The sequence below is a fragment of the Micromonospora sp. SCSIO 07396 genome, from assembly GCF_053667945.1.
On sequence record NZ_CM132210.1, the window covers coordinates 5334640 to 5350279 of the forward strand.

Genomic DNA, 15640 nt, shown 5'->3' on the forward strand with positions numbered 1-15640 from the left:
GGCCGGGCCGCCGGCCGACCCGAGGGCCACCCCCGGCGGTCGGACCGGCCCACGCGACCCCCGCCAGCCGGGGACCCGCCCAGCCGGCCGAGGACCGCCGGAAGCCGAGGACCGCCGACGCCGGAGCCCGCCGGAAGCCGGGGCCGCCGGGCCGGCTCAGGTGAGCTGGGCGACCAGGTCGTCGACCGAGGTCACCGGCCGCTGGCAGACGAACCCCCGGCAGACGTACGCGGTGGGCCGCCCGTCGAGCAGCGGCCGGTCGGCGAGCAGCGGCACGCCGGGCTGGTCGGTCCGGCCGGCGACCACCACCGCACCGGGTGGGGCGTGCCGGTGCGCGGCGGCGACCAGCGGGTCCCCGGCCGGGTCGTCGGTGACCACCGCGATCTCGTACGGCCCGGACAGCAGCGCCTCACCGGTGGTGGCCGCGTACCCGGTGAACCGGGCGTGCCGGCCGACGATCGGCGCGACCGTGGACAGGGCCGCCTCCGCTGCCTCCCGGTAGCGGGTCTCCCCGCTCAACGCCGCGTACGCGGTCAACGCCGCCGCGATCGCCGACCGGCCCGACGGGGTGGCGTTGTCGGTCGGGTCGGCCGGCCGGGCGACCAGCCGTTCGGCGTCGTCGGCGGTGTCGTAGAAGCCGCCGTCGGAAGCGGCGAACCGGGCCAGCGCCACGTCGAGCAGGCCGCCGGCCAGTTCCAGCCAGCGTCCCTCGCCGGTGAGCTGGTGCAGCGCGCAGAACGCCTCGGCGACGCAGCCGTAGTCCTCCAGCACGCCGGCCGGTTCGCCGACGACGCCGTCGCGGGAGGCCCGCCGCAGCCGGCCGTCGACCAGGTGCACGCGGGCCAGATGCTCAGCGGTCTCCCGCAGCGCCCCGTCGGCGACGATGGCGATCCCGTCCATCAGGTTGGCGTCCTCGTCGTCGGAGGTCACCCGGATCGCGACGACCTGGAGGAACTCGACGAGCGCGGTGATCGCCAGGCCGTTCCAGGCGGCCACCACCTTGTCGTCGCGGGCCGGTTGGGGGCGGGTGTCCCGGGCGGCCAGCAGCCGGCCCACCACGCTGCGCCAGCGGTCCCGGATCTCCGGGTCGGCGTCGTCGACGTCCCGGGCCAGCCGCAGCACGCTGGTGCCGGCGGTGCCGTGCCCGGCCGCGTCCGTAGCGGTGTCCGACCCGGCGGCCGGGCGGGGTTCGAAGGTGCCGACCTCGGTGACGTCGAACAGGTCGGCGGCGAAGCGGCCGTCGCCCTCGCCGAGCGCCTCGACGAGCTGCGCCGGGGTCCAGACGTAGGTGAGGCCCTCCACCCCGTCGGTGTCGGCGTCGAGCGCGGAGGCGAAACCCCCGCCGGGGCGGTGCAGTTCGTCGGCGAGGAACCGGGCGGTGTCCCGGGCCACCCGGCGGGCCAGCGGGTCGCCGGTGAGCCGCCACAGCTGGGTGTAGACCCGCAGCAGCAGGGCGTTGTCGTAGAGCATCTTCTCGAAGTGCGGCACCGTCCAGTGGGCGTCCACCGAGTAGCGGGCGAACCCGCCGGCGAGCTGGTCGTGCAGGCCACCCCGGGCCATCGCCTCGGCGGTGTGCCTGACGATCTCCAGGCTGCGCGCCGAACGGGTCCGTTGGTGGTGCCGGAGCAGGAACAGCAGGTTCATGTGCGGGGGGAACTTCGGTGCGCCGCCGAAGCCGCCGTTGGTCTCGTCGTACTCGGTGGCGAGCTGGTCGGCCGCGGCGTCGAGCAGTCCGGCGGTGAGCGGGGCGGTGGGGCCGCCGACGGCCTGGGCGCCGCCGATCGCCTCGACCACCGCGGCGCCCTGCCGCAGTACGGCCTCCCGCTGCTCCCGCCAGGCGGTGCCCACCGACTCCAGCAGCCGGACGAAGTTGGGCTTCGGGAAGTAGGTGCCGCAGAAGAACGGAGTGCCGTCGGGGGTGGCGAAGACCGTCATCGGCCAGCCGCCCTGGCCGGTCATCGCCTGGGTGGCGGTCATGTAGACGGCGTCGACGTCGGGCCGTTCCTCACGGTCCACCTTGACCGCCACGAAACCGGCGTTGACCAGCGCGCCGACCGTCTCGTCCTCGAACGACTCGTGGGCCATCACGTGGCACCAGTGGCAGGCGGCGTAGCCGACCGAGATGAGCACCGGGACGTCGCGCCGTTTCGCCTCGGCGAAAGCCTCGTCGCACCACGGCCACCAGTCGACCGGGTTGTCGGCGTGCTGGAGCAGGTACGGCGAGGTGGCCTGGGCGAGTCGGTTCACGACCCCACCCTTTCACGCCAAGGCTTCACGCTGCTGCATGGCTTCCCCTCGACCTGAGTAGTCGGTGAACCAGGCGAATCTCCAAATCGTCGGGTACGCTGTCAAAGCAGTGACGATCGGAAGGCTGGAGACCGCAATGGCCAGACGCACCATCGAGGTCGACGAAGACGTGTTCGCCTTCCTGCAGCAGCACTGCGAGCCACTGGTCGACACACCGAACGATGTGCTGCGCCGCCTGCTCCTCAGCGGAGACCCCAAGGAGCCGCAGGAGAAATCCGCACCAACCATACGGCACCTGCCTCGACGACCAGGAGCCCTGTTGCCATTGATCAAAGCCGGCGTTCTCGCGCCCGGGGACGTTCTACGGCACGAGCAGCCGCGACGGCGCATGGTTCACGAGGCGACCGTCACGCCGCGAGGCTGGCTCAAGCTTGCGAACGGAAGGTCGTTCTCAACTCCGTCACGGGCGCTCGCGGAGCAGACCGGCACAACGATCAACGGCTGGATCTATGTCCACGTGCCAAGCGGTAAGCCGCTTCATGTACTTCGCAGCCAGGTAGAGCACAACTAGACTTGCGCTCCCAATCGCCAATCTCTACGATTTAGAGAGTTAGCCCGACAGTCGCTCTCAGGAGCAGCCGTAGGGCCATCTGATCAGAACCTGCGCATACAAAACCCCGGCGGCATGCCCTTACGGGCAGAGGCGGACCGGGGTCTTCGTGCTGAATTGTAGCGCACTTTGACCAGGAGCGGGAGACGGACATGCAGGTGGAAGAGCTGATGGAGCTCGAACAGCGCCTTTCACCTGAGCGCCTTGGTCCGTACAAGTTGGCGTGCGGCGGCGACCTGCGGGCAGCGCTCTCGCTGTATCAGTGGAACGTCGAGGTCACGGCAGCACTCTCGGCAACCTTGGGCCACGTCGAAGTGCTGTTGCGAAACGCCCTACACCGCGAACTCGAAGCCTGGTCTACCCGCGCCTTCGGGGAGCCATGCTGGTACCTCAATCCCCGATCTTCGGCGCTGCCGAATGGCTTCCTGGCCCCCGAGGCCGTCGGAGACATCGCCAAGGCGAGGGCTCGTGCCGTACGTAACGGGCGTCCCGAAACCCCTGGACGCGTCATCGCAGAACTGAACCTTGGTTTCTGGCGGTTTCTTCTAGCTCGTCGGTACGATCGCGGCCTGTGGCATCCCTGCCTGCACAGGGCTTTCCCTCGCCAGCGGCGCGCAACGGTCTTCGATGCGGTCGGCTCGCTACACGAGGCACGAAACCGGATGGCCCACCACGAACCGATGTTCAATCGACCCCTGGTCGGCCTTTACCAGAGTGCGCTGCAGGTTGCCGGCTGGATTTCTCCCACGAGTCGGCGCTGGGTCGATGAGGGCAGCCGGGTGACCACCGTTCTCACCGCCCGGCCACCGATGGCCATCGACCCAGATGACTCACGCGGCATGACGGATTGACCAACGGGGCGTCAAGGACGGGCGGCGGCCTTGACGTGCGACGCACTTCGCTGTCGTGCCGGCTGACGCACCACCGGTTTGCCGGGCTCACTGGCCCCCGTGGCACGCGGCTTAGCCAACCGAGATGAGCACGGGGACGTCCCGCCGTTTCGCCTCGTCGCACCACGGCCACCAGTCGACCGGGTTGTCGGCGTGCTGGAGCAGGTACGGCGAGGTGGCCTGGGCGAGTCGGTTCACCCGACGACCCTATCCACCCCCGGGCGCACCCGCCGGGGCAACCGTTGCGCCGATATCGGGTCTTCCCCCGTTCACATTCATCGACTTTGATCTGTTCGGGTCCGGTGATCGGCACCGGGCCGCGAGGAGGTCCCCATGCGCGGTTCCCGTCTCCTGTCGGCGCTCACCTCGGTCGCGGTCGTCGCGGCGGTGTTCACCACCGCCGCGCCCGCCTCGGCCGCCGTGGACCCCGGCACCCGGGTCTCGGCGACCACCGTGGTCGGTACGCACAACGCGTACGAACGCGGCACGTACACCTATCTGGCGCAGGCGCTCGACGCCCGCCCCGGCCTGATCGAGCTGGACGTCTGGCCGGACATCATCACCAAGCAGTGGCGGGTCAGCCACTCCAACCCGCTGGGCAACGACAACAACTGTGTCGCCGCCACCACCCCCGCGCAGCTCTACACCGGCACCCGCAACAAGAACCTGGAGAACTGCCTGGACGACATCCGACTCTGGTTCGACGCCCACCCCGACGCCGGGCCGCTCCAGCTCAAGCTGGAGTTGAAGACCGGCTTCAGCAGCCGTACCGGGCAGGGACCGGTCCAGCTCGACGCGGTGCTCGCCGCCCGGCTCGGCAGCCGGGTGTTCCGCCCCGCCGACCTGCGCGGCGGGTATGCCACCCTGGACGCCGCCGCCCGCGCGAACGCCTGGCCCACCCGGGCGCAGCTCGCCGGGAAGGTGATCGTGGAGCTGATCCCCGGCACCGTCGAGGAGGGCAACCCGACCGACACCCTGTGGACCGACATCGAGTACGCCCAGCACCTCGTCGGCCTGGCGGCGGCCGGCACCCTCGGCCAGGCCCAGGCGTTCCCGGCGGTGCACCGGGCCCAGTCCGGCGACCCGCGCACCAGGTACGCCGATACCGCCCTGCGCCCGTGGTTCGTGCTGTTCGACGGCGACGCCAGCGCGTACGTCACCGGCGGCATCGACACCTCCTGGTACGACACCAACCACTACCTGCTGGTGATGACCGACGCGCAGAACGTCCCCCCGGCGGTCGGCAACACCGACCCGACGGCCGCCCGTGCCCGTCTCGCCCAACTCGCCGCCGCCCACGCCAGCGTCGCCTCCGCCGACTGGGCCGCGCTGCCGACGGTGGTCGCCGAGGTGGTCTCCCGAGGCTGACCCACCCCCACCCACTCCCCCACCCCGTCGATCATGGAGTTTCGGTGGTCGCTCTGTGTAGATTTGGGCGCTTCCAGGGCACCACAACTCCATGATCGACGGGGTGGGGGGTGGGGGGTGGGGGGGTGGGGTGGGTTAGGAGGCGCCGTCGGCGCGTAGGGGGAAGACGTTCGACTCGGCGGAGTCGCGCAGCGAGCCGAGCACCGCGCCGATCTTGTCGGCGGGCATCGGCTTGAAGAAGTGGTAGCCCTGGGCGGCGGTGCAGCCCAGCGCCACCAGCGCGGCCCGCTGCTCGGCGGTCTCCACCCCCTCGGCGACCACCCGCAACCCCAGCTCGTGGGCGAGTCCGACGGTGGCCCGGACGATCGCCGCCGCCTCGGGCGAGTCGGCCATCCGGATCACGAAGGACCGGTCCACCTTCAGCTCGTCCACCGCGATCCGGGTCACGAACGACAGCGACGAGAAGCCGGTGCCGAAGTCGTCGACGGCAAGCTGGACGCCCATCCTGCGCAGGTTCGCCAGCACCTCGTCGATAACTTCCAGCTCGCTCATCACCACCGTCTCGGTGATCTCCAGGACCAGCTTGTGCGCCGGCACCTGGTGCCGGCGCAACGCGTCGGCGATCTCCGAGGGCAGCCGCGGGTCGAGCAGGCTGCGCGCCGAGAGGTTCACCGAGATCGGTACGTCCAGCCCGTCCCGGGCCCAGTCGGCGGCCACCGAGAGCGCCTTGTCCAGCACGTACCGGGTGAACGTGCCGAGCTGCTCGCTGTTCTCCACCGGGCGGATGAAGTCGGACGGGCCGAGCCAGCCTCGCCGGGGGTGCTGCCAGCGGATCAGTGCCTCCACCCCGGTCGGCGCTCCGGTGGCCAGGTCGACCGCCGGTTGCAGGGCCAACACCAGCTGGTCGTCAGCCTGCAACGCCTCCCGCAGCTCGGCCAGCAGGGCCAACTGGTCGGTGCTGGCCGCGTCCCGGGTGCTGTCGTACGCGGCGACGCTGCCGCCGCCCTCCTTCGCCTGGTACATGGCGATGTCGGCCCGGCGCAGCAGCTCGGTCAGGTCGGCGGTGCCCGCCCCGGCCACCACCACCCCCACCGCGACCTCCACCGACATCCGCACCCCGGCCACCTCGGTCGGCGCGGCCAGCCGCTCGGCGATCTCCCGGGCCTGCCGCAGCGCGTACGCCATCGGGGCGGCCCGGTCGCCGATCACCGGGACCGACGTCAGCAGCAGCGCGAACTCGTCGCCGCCGAGCCGGGCGAGCAGGTCACCGGGGCGGGCCAGGGTGCCCAGCCGGTTGCCGGTGAGCCGCAGCAACTGGTCACCGGCGGCATGCCCGAGGGTGTCGTTGACCTCTTTGAACTGGTTGATGTCAAGCAGCAGCAGGGCCACCGGGTGATCGTGGGCGAGCTGCCGCAGCGCCTGGTCGCCCTTGCTCAACATGGCCGTGCGGTTGGCCAGCCCGGTCAACGCGTCGTGCACCGCGTCGTACGACGAGCGGGCGCTGACCAGGCGCAGCTCCCGGTGGGTGGCCGCGTCGTGCAGGGCGGCGGCCAGGGCGTCGGAGTAGGCCGCCAACGCGTCCCGTTCCCGGTCGTCGGGCGGCCCGGAGACGGGGAACCGGACCCGGATCTGCCCGACCCGGACGTCCCCGACGGCCAGCGGTCGGACGAGTTCGTGGGCGTCCGGGGCCGCGCCGGCCGGCGGCCCGGCCTCCCGGTCGCGGAGGCGGCCGGAGGAATCCCCCCGGTAACGCCGCCACCGGCCGTCGGCCCGGGCCACGTCGACGTCGACCAGTTCCGCCCCGAACAGGGCCAGCGCCCCGGTCACCGCGGCGGTGGCCACCCCCCGCTCGTCGAGCTGGTTGAGGGCGGCGGTGGCCTCGGCGAACGCGCGCCAGGTGCGCTGTTCCTGGTCGGCGCGCAGCCGGTGCCGGTAGGTCTGCTGGAGCAGCCAGAGCAGCGGCGGGAGCAGCAGCAACCAACGCGGGTCGACCTCAAGCAACGCCACCACGACCAACCCGACCATCACGTTGCCGACGAACATCAGCACCTTGCCGCGCAGCGCGACGAGCAGCGCCGGGCCGACCGCGACGCCGTGCCGCAGCGCCAGGGTGGCCGCGCCCAGCCCGGCGGTGGTGAACAGGTAGGTGACCGCACCGGCGACGAGGGCGGGCACGAGCGTCGGGGTGGGGCCGGCCAGGAACGGCTCACCCAACGCGGTGGCGACGGTGACGGCGAGCGCGGTGGCCGCGGTCAACGAGGCGGCGATCCGGACCAACTCCACCGGAGGACGACGGTCGGCGGCCAGCGACATCGCCGTCCAGGCCGCGCCGGTGCCGAGCAGCGCGGCAGCCGGCAGCCAGCCGGCCGGCGCCAGGTAGAGGCAGCCGATCAGGGCGGCCTCGCCCCAGGTGATGCTCACCATGCCGGTGGCGGTGCGGAAGCGCAGCCGGGCGAGCTGGGCCAGGGCGAACACGGCGGCGACGATGCCGAACCGGGCGACGGCCGGGAGCGGATCGTCGGCCGGCAGGGCGGTGGGCAGGCGCAGGCCGACCAGCACCGCCACCAGGGCGGTCACCGTCACCGCGAGGGTGAGGACGCGCACCCGCAGCGGAGTCTCCATCGGCGTCGACCCGTCGTCGGACGCGCCGGCCCTGCCGGAGGTCACCGCCCGGCTCCGTCCGCGGGGCCGTCGACGGCGCGACGGACGAACGCGGCTACGACGGTCATGGCACCCCCTCCCGCGCACGGCTCAGGGACTTTCGTCCCCCGGCGGAAGGCTAAGCCAATCCGGGTGGCCGCAACAGGGGGCGACGACCCGGATCGACGTGATTCATGCTGCGGTCACCCCACTCAGGGCTGCTGGTGGCCGCTGGGCGGGTTCGTACGTGATTCCTGCCCCGTCGTGGCGTCCGACGGGCCGGTGGCAGACGAATCGGTCCCGACCGGACCACCCTGGTGGGGGAACCGGTCGGGCAGCCGGCGCAGCCGGGAGTTCATGTTGCGGATGAGCAGGACGGTGGCGGTGCCGAGCAGCACGATGAGGAAGAGGCCCATCGGCCCGGCCAGGCCGCCCGTGCGGGTGTCACCGAAGTTGTTCTCCGCGAGCACCTGGACAGCGTTCAGCATGGTGTTTCTCCGATGTGCGGTGGAGTGTCAGCGTAGCCCCGGCCGCCGGTCACCCGGCATGGGCCGCTTCCCGAACCCCCGCGAACAGGTCGGACTCGGGCAGTGGGGACTCGACCGTCGAGCGGGCGAGTTGGAAGTCCTCAGTCGGCCAGGCGTGCTGCTGGATCTCCATCGGCACGTGGAACCAGAAGCCGTCCGGGTCGACCTGGGTGGCGTGGGCGCGCAGCGCGTCGTCGCGGACCGGGAAGTACTCCGCGCACTCCACCCGGGTGGTGATCCGCGAACCCTTGTCCGGCCGCTCGTCCCAGCGCTTGAGCCAGTCCTCGTACGGCGAGGGGAGGCCCGCGGCCAGCGTGCCCTCGTGCAGGGCCAGGAGCTTGCCCTTGGAGAAGCCGATGTCGTAGTAGAGCTTCGACGGTTGCCAGGGGGTGCCCAGCTCCGGGTAACGGGTCGGGTCGCCGGCCGCCTCGAACGCGGCCACGCTGATCTTGTGGCACATGATGTGGTCGGGGTGCGGGTAGCCGCCCTCCTCGTCGTACGTGGTGACGACGTGCGGGCGGAACTCCCGCATCAGCTTCACCAGCGGCCCGGCCGCCACCTCGACGTCCTGGAGGGCGAAGCACCCCTCGGGCAACGGCGGCAGCGGGTCGCCCTCGGGCAGGCCCGAGTCGACGAAACCCAGCCAGGCCTGCTCGACGCCGAGGATGGCCCGCGCGGCGTCCATCTCGGCCCGCCGGATCTCGCCGATGTTGGCCCACACCTCGGGGCGGTCCAGCTTGGGGTTGAGCACGCTGCCCCGCTCACCCCCGGTGCAGGTCACGACCAGCACGTCCACCCCCTCGGCGACGTACTTCGCCATGGTGGCGGCACCCTTGCTGGACTCGTCGTCCGGGTGTGCGTGCACGGCCATGAGACGCAGCTTCTCTGCCAACGTGGGCGCTCCTCGTCTGTGCCCGGCGGCGGCCCGCTCCGGGTCGCTCGCCCGACCTGCCGCGGTGACCTGCCGGCGCGGTTGCCGACCTGCCGGTCCGGGCGCGGCCCCGGGCTGGGAAGATGGACCCTGTCATTCTTGCCGATACCCCCGACAACAACGCCAGGAGATACCCGCCGGTGACCGAGACGCACGCCACAGTTCCCTCGGCCGCGCCGGTGTTCCCGCCCGGCCGGTACGGCCGCAGGCGGGAGCCCAGGCGTCGACACCCGGCGCTGAGCTGGGCACTGGTGGCCGTGCTGATCGCCGGGTTGGTCCTGGCCGCGACGCAGCTCTACCAGCGCTACGGTGACCCGGAATACCAGCCCGAGGTGATCACCTACACCGACATCAGCGACACCGGCGTCCAGGTCGACTTCCGGGTGACCGTGCCCGCGGGCGGCTCGGCGGTATGCCTGGTCCGGGCCCGCTCGCACGCCGGGGCCGAGGTGGGCCACGAGGAGGTCACCGTGACCGCGGCCCCCGGCCAGCGGCACGTCACCACCCGGCACCGGGTCGCCACCACCGAACGCCCGTTCATCGGCGAGGTAGTCCGCTGCCGTCCCGCCGGCTGAGCGACGACGGGACCGACCCGGCGTCGCGGCGGGCCAACGGCCGTCCCCCGACCGAGTGATCGACGACGCCCGGCAGTGCGGGCCACTGGTAGGTTGGTAAGTCACCTGTCAGCCAGCACGCACATCCGAGGAGTACGCCTGTGTCCACCAATGACCACAAGGCGCCCGCCACCTGGCTGTCCCAGGACGCGCACGACCGCCTCCAGGCCGAGCTCGACGAGCTGATCGCCAACCGGCCGGTCATCGCCGCCGAGATCAACGCCCGGCGGGAAGAGGGCGACCTGCGGGAGAACGGTGGCTACCACGCCGCCCGCGAGGAGCAGGGCAAGGCCGAGGGCCGGATCCTCTACCTCAAGGAGCTGCTGCGCACCGCCCAGGTCGGCGAGGCCCCGACGGCCGACGTGGTGTCGCCCGGCATGGTCGTGACGATCTACTTCGACGACGACGAGGGTGACACCGAGACGTTCCTGCTCGGATCGCGGGAGATCGCCGCCACCACCGAGCTGACGGTCTACAGCCCCGAGTCGGCGCTCGGCAAGGCCATCCTGGGCGGTCGTCCCGGCCAGGCGTGCACCTACACCGCGCCCAGCGGGGCGGACATCAAGGTGACCATCGTCAGCTTCGAGCCGTTCTCCGGCTGAGCCGCACCGCCGCCGGGTCCACCGGGCCCGGCGGCGTGGGGCTCACGCCTCGGCGCTGAGCACCACCTCGTAGCCGCTGGCCCGCAGGGCGCTGATCAGCGTGTCGGAGTGTTCGACGCCCCGGGTCTCCACCGACAGGGCCACCTCCACCTCGCCGAGCCGCAGGTGCGGGTTGGCCCGCTGGTGCTCCACGTCGACCACGTTGGCGCGGTGCTCGGCGATCTCGGTGAGCAGCGAGGCGAGCTGACCGGGCCGGTCCGAGCAGCGGACGGTGACCCGCAGGTAGCGGCCGGCGGCGGCGAGACCGTGCTCGATCACCCGCATCATCAGCAGCGGGTCGATGTTGCCGCCGGAGAGCACCGCCACCGTCGGGGTCCGTACCTGCACCGCACCGGCGAGCAGCGCGGCCACCCCGACCGCACCGGCCGGCTCGACCACCTGCTTGCCCCGTTCCAACAGCATCAGCAACGCCCGGGAGATGTCCTCCTCGGCGACGGTGACCATCTCGTCGACCAGCTTGCGGACGTGGTTGAAGGTGATCTCCCCGGGCCGGCCCACCGCGATGCCGTCGGCGATCGTGGCGAACGCCGGCAGCCGGACCGGTTCCCCGGCGGCCAGGGAGGGTGGGAACGCGGCGGCGCTCTCCGCCTGGACGCCGATGATCCGCACGTCGGGCCGCAACGCCTTCGCGGCCACCGCCATCCCGGAGATCAGGCCACCACCACCGACCCCCGTGATGATCGTCTCGACCTCGGGGCACTGTTCGAGGATCTCCAGTGCGACGGTGCCCTGCCCGGCGATCACGTCCGGATGGTCGAACGGGTGGATGAACACCGCGCCGGTACGCTCCGCGAAGGTCTGCGCGGCCACCAGCGACTCGTCGACGGTGTTGCCGATCAGCTCGATCCGCGCGCCGTACCCCTTGGTGGCGGCCACCTTCGGCAGCGGCGCGTTGACCGGCATGAAGACGGTGGCGTGGGTGCCGACCAGGCCGGCGGCGAGCGCCACCCCCTGGGCGTGGTTGCCCGCGCTGGCCGCGACCACGCCCAGCTGCCGTTCCCGTGCCGACAACCGGGAGATCCGCACGTACGCGCCGCGCACCTTGTACGAGCCGGCACGTTGCAGGTTCTCGCACTTGAGCCACACCGGCCCGGCCAGCGCCGCGCTCAACGGTCGGGACGGCTCCAGCGGAGTGGTCCGGGTGACCCCGGCGAGCAGCTCCCGGGCGGCCCGTACGTCGGCGAGGTCGACCAGTTCCGTCATGCCCCGATCGTGCCACCCGCCCCGGCAACGACCGGCGGCGACACCGCCCACCACCAGCGGCGACGAGGCGCTCACCGGGTGGTCAGGTGACGGCAGGGGAGCCCGTGTCGACCCGGGGGTAGCCGGGGGCGTGCCGGGTCCACGGGGCCTGCATCTCGAACTGCCCGGCGACGCCGAGCAGCAGCAGCTCCGAGCCGGGCGGGCCGACCAGCTGCGCGGCGACGGGCAGGCCGTCCGGCCGACGACCCACCGGCACCACGATCGACGGCAGGCCGGCGACGTTCCACGGGGCGGCGAACGGGGCGTACCGGATGTTGGTCCGCATGTTCGCCAGCCAGGAGCGGCCGGACCAGGTGGTGGCCTCCGGCGGCGGTCCGGCCAGCGCCGGGGTGAGCAGCAGGTCGACCCCGTGGTCGGTGAAGAAGCCGACCGAACGGTCCCGCCAGGCGGCCCGGTCGGCCTCCCGCACGTACCCCCGGCGTTGCGCCCACTCCCCCAGCGCGACGTGCCGGCGGCTGCGCCGTTGCAGGCTGCGCCGGTCGATGCCGGCGGCCCGCACGTCGGCCGCGGCGGCGGCGAGCCAGGTGGCGATGCCCTGGAGGCCGAGCGAGGTCGGGTAGACCGGGTCGGCGGGCACGGTGTCGTGGCCGGCCGCGGCGAGCAGGCGGCCGGCGGCGGCCACCGCGTCCCGGTTGGGGGCGTCAGGTGCGACGCCACGCACCGGCGAGCGCAGCGATACACCGACCCGCAGCCGGGACGGCGGGACCAGCTTGTCTGGGCGACGCCCGGCGAGCACCTGGAAGCCGACTACGGCGTCGGCGACCGTGGTGGTGAGCATGCCGTGCTCGGTCAGCCCGAACCAGTCCTCCGCGCCGAGCTGGCACGGGACCACGCCCCGGCCGGGCTTGAGCCCGACCAGGCCGCAGCAGGCGGCCGGGATGCGGATCGACCCGAGCCCGTCGTTGCCGTGGGCGATCGGCACCAGGCCGGCCGCCACCGCGGCGGCGGCCCCACCCGAGGACCCGCCGGGCGTACGCCGCACGTCCCACGGGTTGCGGGTGACGGCGGACGCGTCGTCGGTGATCGCCCAGAGCCCCAGCTCCGGCATCCGGGTCACCCCGAGGATCACCGCGCCCGCGCCGCGCAGCCGGCGGACCACCTCGTGGTCGGCCTCCGCCACCGCGGTACGCGCGGCGGCCGACCCGTTCCAGGTGGGCAGCCCGGCGACCGGGGTGTTCTCCTTGACCGCCACCGGCACCCCGGCGAGCGGGAGGTTCGCCAACTCCTCCTGCTCGTCGACCTTCTCCGCCTCGGTGATCGCCTCGCCGCCACGGACCACCCGGAACGCGGAGAGGGCGCCGTCGACCCGGCCGACGTGGTCCAGGTGGTCGGCGACGACCTGGGTGGCGGAGACGTCACCCCGGCGTACACCCCGGGCGATCTGCTTGGCGGTCGCCCCCACCCAGGTCGGCATGATGTCCTGCACGGCCACCTCTTCCCAGCCCGCGGTCAGCCCAGCGCCTGCTCCAGATCGGCGAGCAGGTCGTCGACCGTCTCGATGCCGACAGACAGTCGCACGAGATCGCCGGGAACTTCAAGCGGCGAGCCGGCAGCACTTGCGTGTGTCATCCGGCCCGGGTGCTCGATCAGGGATTCCACCCCGCCGAGCGACTCGGCGAGGACGAACAGCCGGGCCCGGTTGCAGATCTGCACGGCGTGTTCCTCGCCGCCGGCGGCCCGGAAGGAGATCATTCCGCCGAACCGGCGCATCTGCTTGGCGGCCACCTCGTGCCCGGGGTGCGACGGCAGGCCGGGGTAGATGACCTGGGCGACCTTGGCGTGCCCGTCGAGGAAGGCGGCGATCCGTTCGGCGTTGTCGCAGTGCCGGTCCATCCGTACCCCGAGGGTCTTGATGCCGCGCAGGGTGAGCCAGGCGTCGAACGGGCCGTTGATCGCGCCCATCGCGTTCTGGTGGTAGCGCAGCTCGTCGCCGAGGGTCGGGTCGGCGACGACCAACGCGCCACCGACCACGTCGGAGTGCCCGCCGACGTACTTGGTGGTGGAGTGCACCACCACGTCCGCGCCGTACGCGAGCGGCTGTTGCAGGTACGGCGAGGCGAAGGTGTTGTCGACCACCAGCAGCGCCCCGGCCTCGCGCGCCACCCCGGCCAGGGTGGCGATGTCGGCGATGCCGAGCAACGGGTTGGTCGGCGTCTCCACCCAGACGATCTTCGTCTCGGGGCGGATCGCCGCCCGGACCGCGTCGACGTCGGAGACCTTCGCCGGGGTGTACGTCAGCCCCCACCGTTCGGCGACCCTGGCGAACAGCCGGTACGTGCCGCCGTACGCGTCGTCGGGGATCACCACGTGGTCGCCGGGCAAGCAGACCGTCCGCAGCAGGGTGTCCTCGGCCGCCAGGCCGCTGGCGAAGGCAAGCCCGACCCGACCCCCCTCCAGCGCGGCCAGGCACTCCTGGAGGGCGTCGCGGGTGGGGTTGCCGGAGCGGCTGTACTCGTAGCCCTGCCGGGGCGCGCCGACGGCGTCCTGGGCGTACGTGCTGGTCTGGTAGATCGGGGGGATCACCGCGCCGGTGCGGGCCTCCGGGTCCTGGCCGGCGTGGATGGCGAGCGTCTCGAAGCCGTGACTCATCCCGCAGACGTTAGTCCGCCGCGCCCGCCGGTCGGCCGGAACCCGTCCCGGCTCACCCGCGCCTGCGCCCCGGCGCGTGGTGGGTGGGCGCGTGGGGCTCTAGGCTGCGCGGGTGAGCGGGTGTGTGTTCTGCGGAATCGTGGCCGGTGAGGTGCCGGCGTTCCGGGTGGCCGACGAGCCGGGGGGCGTGGCGTTCCTGGACACCCGGCCGGTGTTCAAGGGGCACGTCCTGGTGGTGCCCCGCACCCACCTGGTCACCCTGACCGACCTGCCGGCGGCCGACCTGCCCGGCTACTTCGGCCTGGTCCAGCGCCTGGCGGCGGCCGTGGAATCCGGTCTGGGGGCCGGTGGGACGTTCGTGGCGATGAACAACCGGGTGTCCCAGTCGGTGCCGCACCTGCATACCCACGTGGTGCCGAGGACCAAGGGCGACGGCCTGCGCGGCTTCTTCTGGCCGCGTACCCGCTACAACGACGACACCGAGGCCGCCTCCTACGCCGGGCGGGTCGCCGCCGCCCTGGCCTGAGGCCCGCCGACATTCGGCGAGGCCCGGGAGCGAGAGCCGGGACGCAGCGGGTAAGGAAGGCGGGCCCGCCGGTGTTGCATGCGGGGAGAGGTACGAGAGGAGTTCCACCGTGTTCCTTCGCCGCATGAAGGCCGAGATGATCAGCCCCGACCAGGCCCTGCCCGGCCGCCCGATCGCGATGCCGATCGGGGACCGGCACGAGGTGCTGCCGTCGTCGCTGAAGGGCCCGTTCCCGCAGGGCGCCCGGGTCGCCGTGTTCGGCATGGGGTGCTTCTGGGGCGCCGAGCGGCTGTTCTGGACCCTACCGGGGGTGCTGACCACCTCGGCCGGTTACGCGGGCGGCTACACCGCCAACCCCACGTACGAGGAGGTGTGTTCGGGGATGACCGGGCACGCCGAGGTGGTCCAGGTGGTCTACGACCCCGCCGTGATCGGCTACGAGGACCTGCTCAAGGTGTTCTGGGAGAACCACGACCCGACCCAGGGCATGCGCCAGGGCAACGACGTCGGCAGCCAGTACCGCTCGACGATCTACACCACCACCGACGAGCAGTTGGCCACCGCGCAGGCGTCCCGGGACGCGTTCGCCCCGATCGTGGCGCGGGCCGGCAAGGGTGAGATCACCACCGAGATCGCCCCGCTGGGCGACTACTTCTTCGCCGAGGACTATCACCAGCAGTACCTGGCCCCGACGAAGAACCCGAACGGCTACTGCAACCACGGCCCCAACGGCATGACCTGCCCGGTTGGCGTGGCCAAGACCGCCTGATCCC

Annotated in this window: 14 protein-coding genes and 1 pseudogene; 7 read left to right on the forward strand and 8 right to left on the reverse strand. The window is 72.4% G+C overall.

What is annotated here, in order from left to right; genetic code table 11:
- Window positions 1–156: 156 nt before the first annotated feature.
- Window positions 157–2247 carry a thioredoxin domain-containing protein gene (locus tag ACWCHM_RS22930; RefSeq protein WP_454219754.1) on the reverse strand — a complete coding sequence of 697 codons (2091 nt, stop codon included), beginning with the start codon at window positions 2245–2247 and terminating at the stop codon, window positions 157–159.
- 136 nt (window positions 2248–2383) lie between these two features.
- On the opposite strand from ACWCHM_RS22930, the gene ACWCHM_RS22935 reads away from it, so the two are divergent.
- Both ACWCHM_RS22935 and ACWCHM_RS22940 read left to right on the forward strand, forming a co-directional pair.
- Window positions 2384–2818 (forward strand): restriction system modified-DNA reader domain-containing protein, encoded by a 435-nt coding sequence (locus tag ACWCHM_RS22935; protein ID WP_454219756.1) that lies wholly within the window; start codon window positions 2384–2386, stop codon window positions 2816–2818.
- A 191-nt stretch (window positions 2819–3009) separates the two neighbouring features.
- Window positions 3010–3708, forward strand: a complete 699-nt coding sequence (locus ACWCHM_RS22940) for a hypothetical protein (RefSeq protein ID WP_454219757.1) — start codon at window positions 3010–3012, stop codon at window positions 3706–3708.
- A 114-nt stretch (window positions 3709–3822) separates the two neighbouring features.
- Here ACWCHM_RS22940 and ACWCHM_RS22945 read toward each other — a convergent pair.
- A pseudogene (locus tag ACWCHM_RS22945) lies at window positions 3823–3945 on the reverse strand (DUF255 domain-containing protein); the annotation flags it as partial.
- A 135-nt stretch (window positions 3946–4080) separates the two neighbouring features.
- Here ACWCHM_RS22945 and ACWCHM_RS22950 point away from each other — a divergent pair.
- Window positions 4081–5115, forward strand: a complete 1035-nt coding sequence (locus ACWCHM_RS22950) for a phosphatidylinositol-specific phospholipase C domain-containing protein (RefSeq protein WP_454219759.1) — start codon at window positions 4081–4083, stop codon at window positions 5113–5115.
- A gap of 135 nt (window positions 5116–5250) precedes the next feature.
- Here ACWCHM_RS22950 and ACWCHM_RS22955 read toward each other — a convergent pair whose 3' ends face one another.
- The 3 genes from ACWCHM_RS22955 to mca form a co-directional block, all read right to left on the reverse strand.
- On the reverse strand, window positions 5251–7737 hold the full coding sequence (locus ACWCHM_RS22955) for a putative bifunctional diguanylate cyclase/phosphodiesterase (RefSeq protein WP_454223152.1): 2487 nt from the start codon (window positions 7735–7737) through the stop codon (window positions 5251–5253).
- 230 nt (window positions 7738–7967) lie between these two features.
- The gene (locus ACWCHM_RS22960) at window positions 7968–8243 is read right to left on the reverse strand and encodes a hypothetical protein (protein ID WP_204956504.1); all 276 of its coding nucleotides are present in this window, start codon (window positions 8241–8243) and stop codon (window positions 7968–7970) included.
- Between the two features lie 49 nt (window positions 8244–8292).
- Window positions 8293–9174: a mycothiol conjugate amidase Mca gene (gene mca, locus ACWCHM_RS22965; RefSeq protein WP_204956503.1), complete on the reverse strand. Its 882-nt coding sequence runs from the start codon at window positions 9172–9174 to the stop codon at window positions 8293–8295.
- A gap of 179 nt (window positions 9175–9353) precedes the next feature.
- On the opposite strand from mca, the gene ACWCHM_RS22970 reads away from it, so the two are divergent.
- Both ACWCHM_RS22970 and greA read left to right on the forward strand, forming a co-directional pair.
- Window positions 9354–9788: a DUF4307 domain-containing protein gene (locus ACWCHM_RS22970; protein WP_454219760.1), complete on the forward strand. Its 435-nt coding sequence runs from the start codon at window positions 9354–9356 to the stop codon at window positions 9786–9788.
- 140 nt (window positions 9789–9928) lie between these two features.
- Window positions 9929–10429, forward strand: coding sequence for a transcription elongation factor GreA (greA, locus tag ACWCHM_RS22975; protein WP_204928278.1), 501 nt, complete (start codon window positions 9929–9931; stop codon window positions 10427–10429).
- Window positions 10430–10471: 42 nt separating this feature from the next.
- Here greA and ilvA read toward each other — a convergent pair whose 3' ends face one another.
- The 3 genes from ilvA to ACWCHM_RS22990 form a co-directional block, all read right to left on the reverse strand.
- Complete coding sequence (ilvA, locus tag ACWCHM_RS22980; protein WP_204956501.1) at window positions 10472–11692, reverse strand: threonine ammonia-lyase; 1221 nt, start codon at window positions 11690–11692, stop codon at window positions 10472–10474.
- A gap of 82 nt (window positions 11693–11774) precedes the next feature.
- On the reverse strand, window positions 11775–13184 hold the full coding sequence (locus ACWCHM_RS22985; RefSeq protein WP_204956500.1) for an amidase: 1410 nt from the start codon (window positions 13182–13184) through the stop codon (window positions 11775–11777).
- A 17-nt stretch (window positions 13185–13201) separates the two neighbouring features.
- Entirely contained in the window at window positions 13202–14341 is a 1140-nt protein-coding gene (locus tag ACWCHM_RS22990; protein WP_454219761.1) for a cystathionine gamma-synthase, read from the reverse strand.
- Window positions 14342–14453: 112 nt separating this feature from the next.
- Between ACWCHM_RS22990 and ACWCHM_RS22995 the strand changes: the two genes are divergently transcribed.
- Both ACWCHM_RS22995 and msrA read left to right on the forward strand, forming a co-directional pair.
- On the forward strand, window positions 14454–14867 hold the full coding sequence (locus tag ACWCHM_RS22995; protein ID WP_454219762.1) for an HIT family protein: 414 nt from the start codon (window positions 14454–14456) through the stop codon (window positions 14865–14867).
- A gap of 109 nt (window positions 14868–14976) precedes the next feature.
- Complete coding sequence (gene msrA, locus ACWCHM_RS23000) at window positions 14977–15636, forward strand: peptide-methionine (S)-S-oxide reductase MsrA (protein WP_454219764.1); 660 nt, start codon at window positions 14977–14979, stop codon at window positions 15634–15636.
- The last annotated feature ends 4 nt before the right edge of the window (window positions 15637–15640 follow it).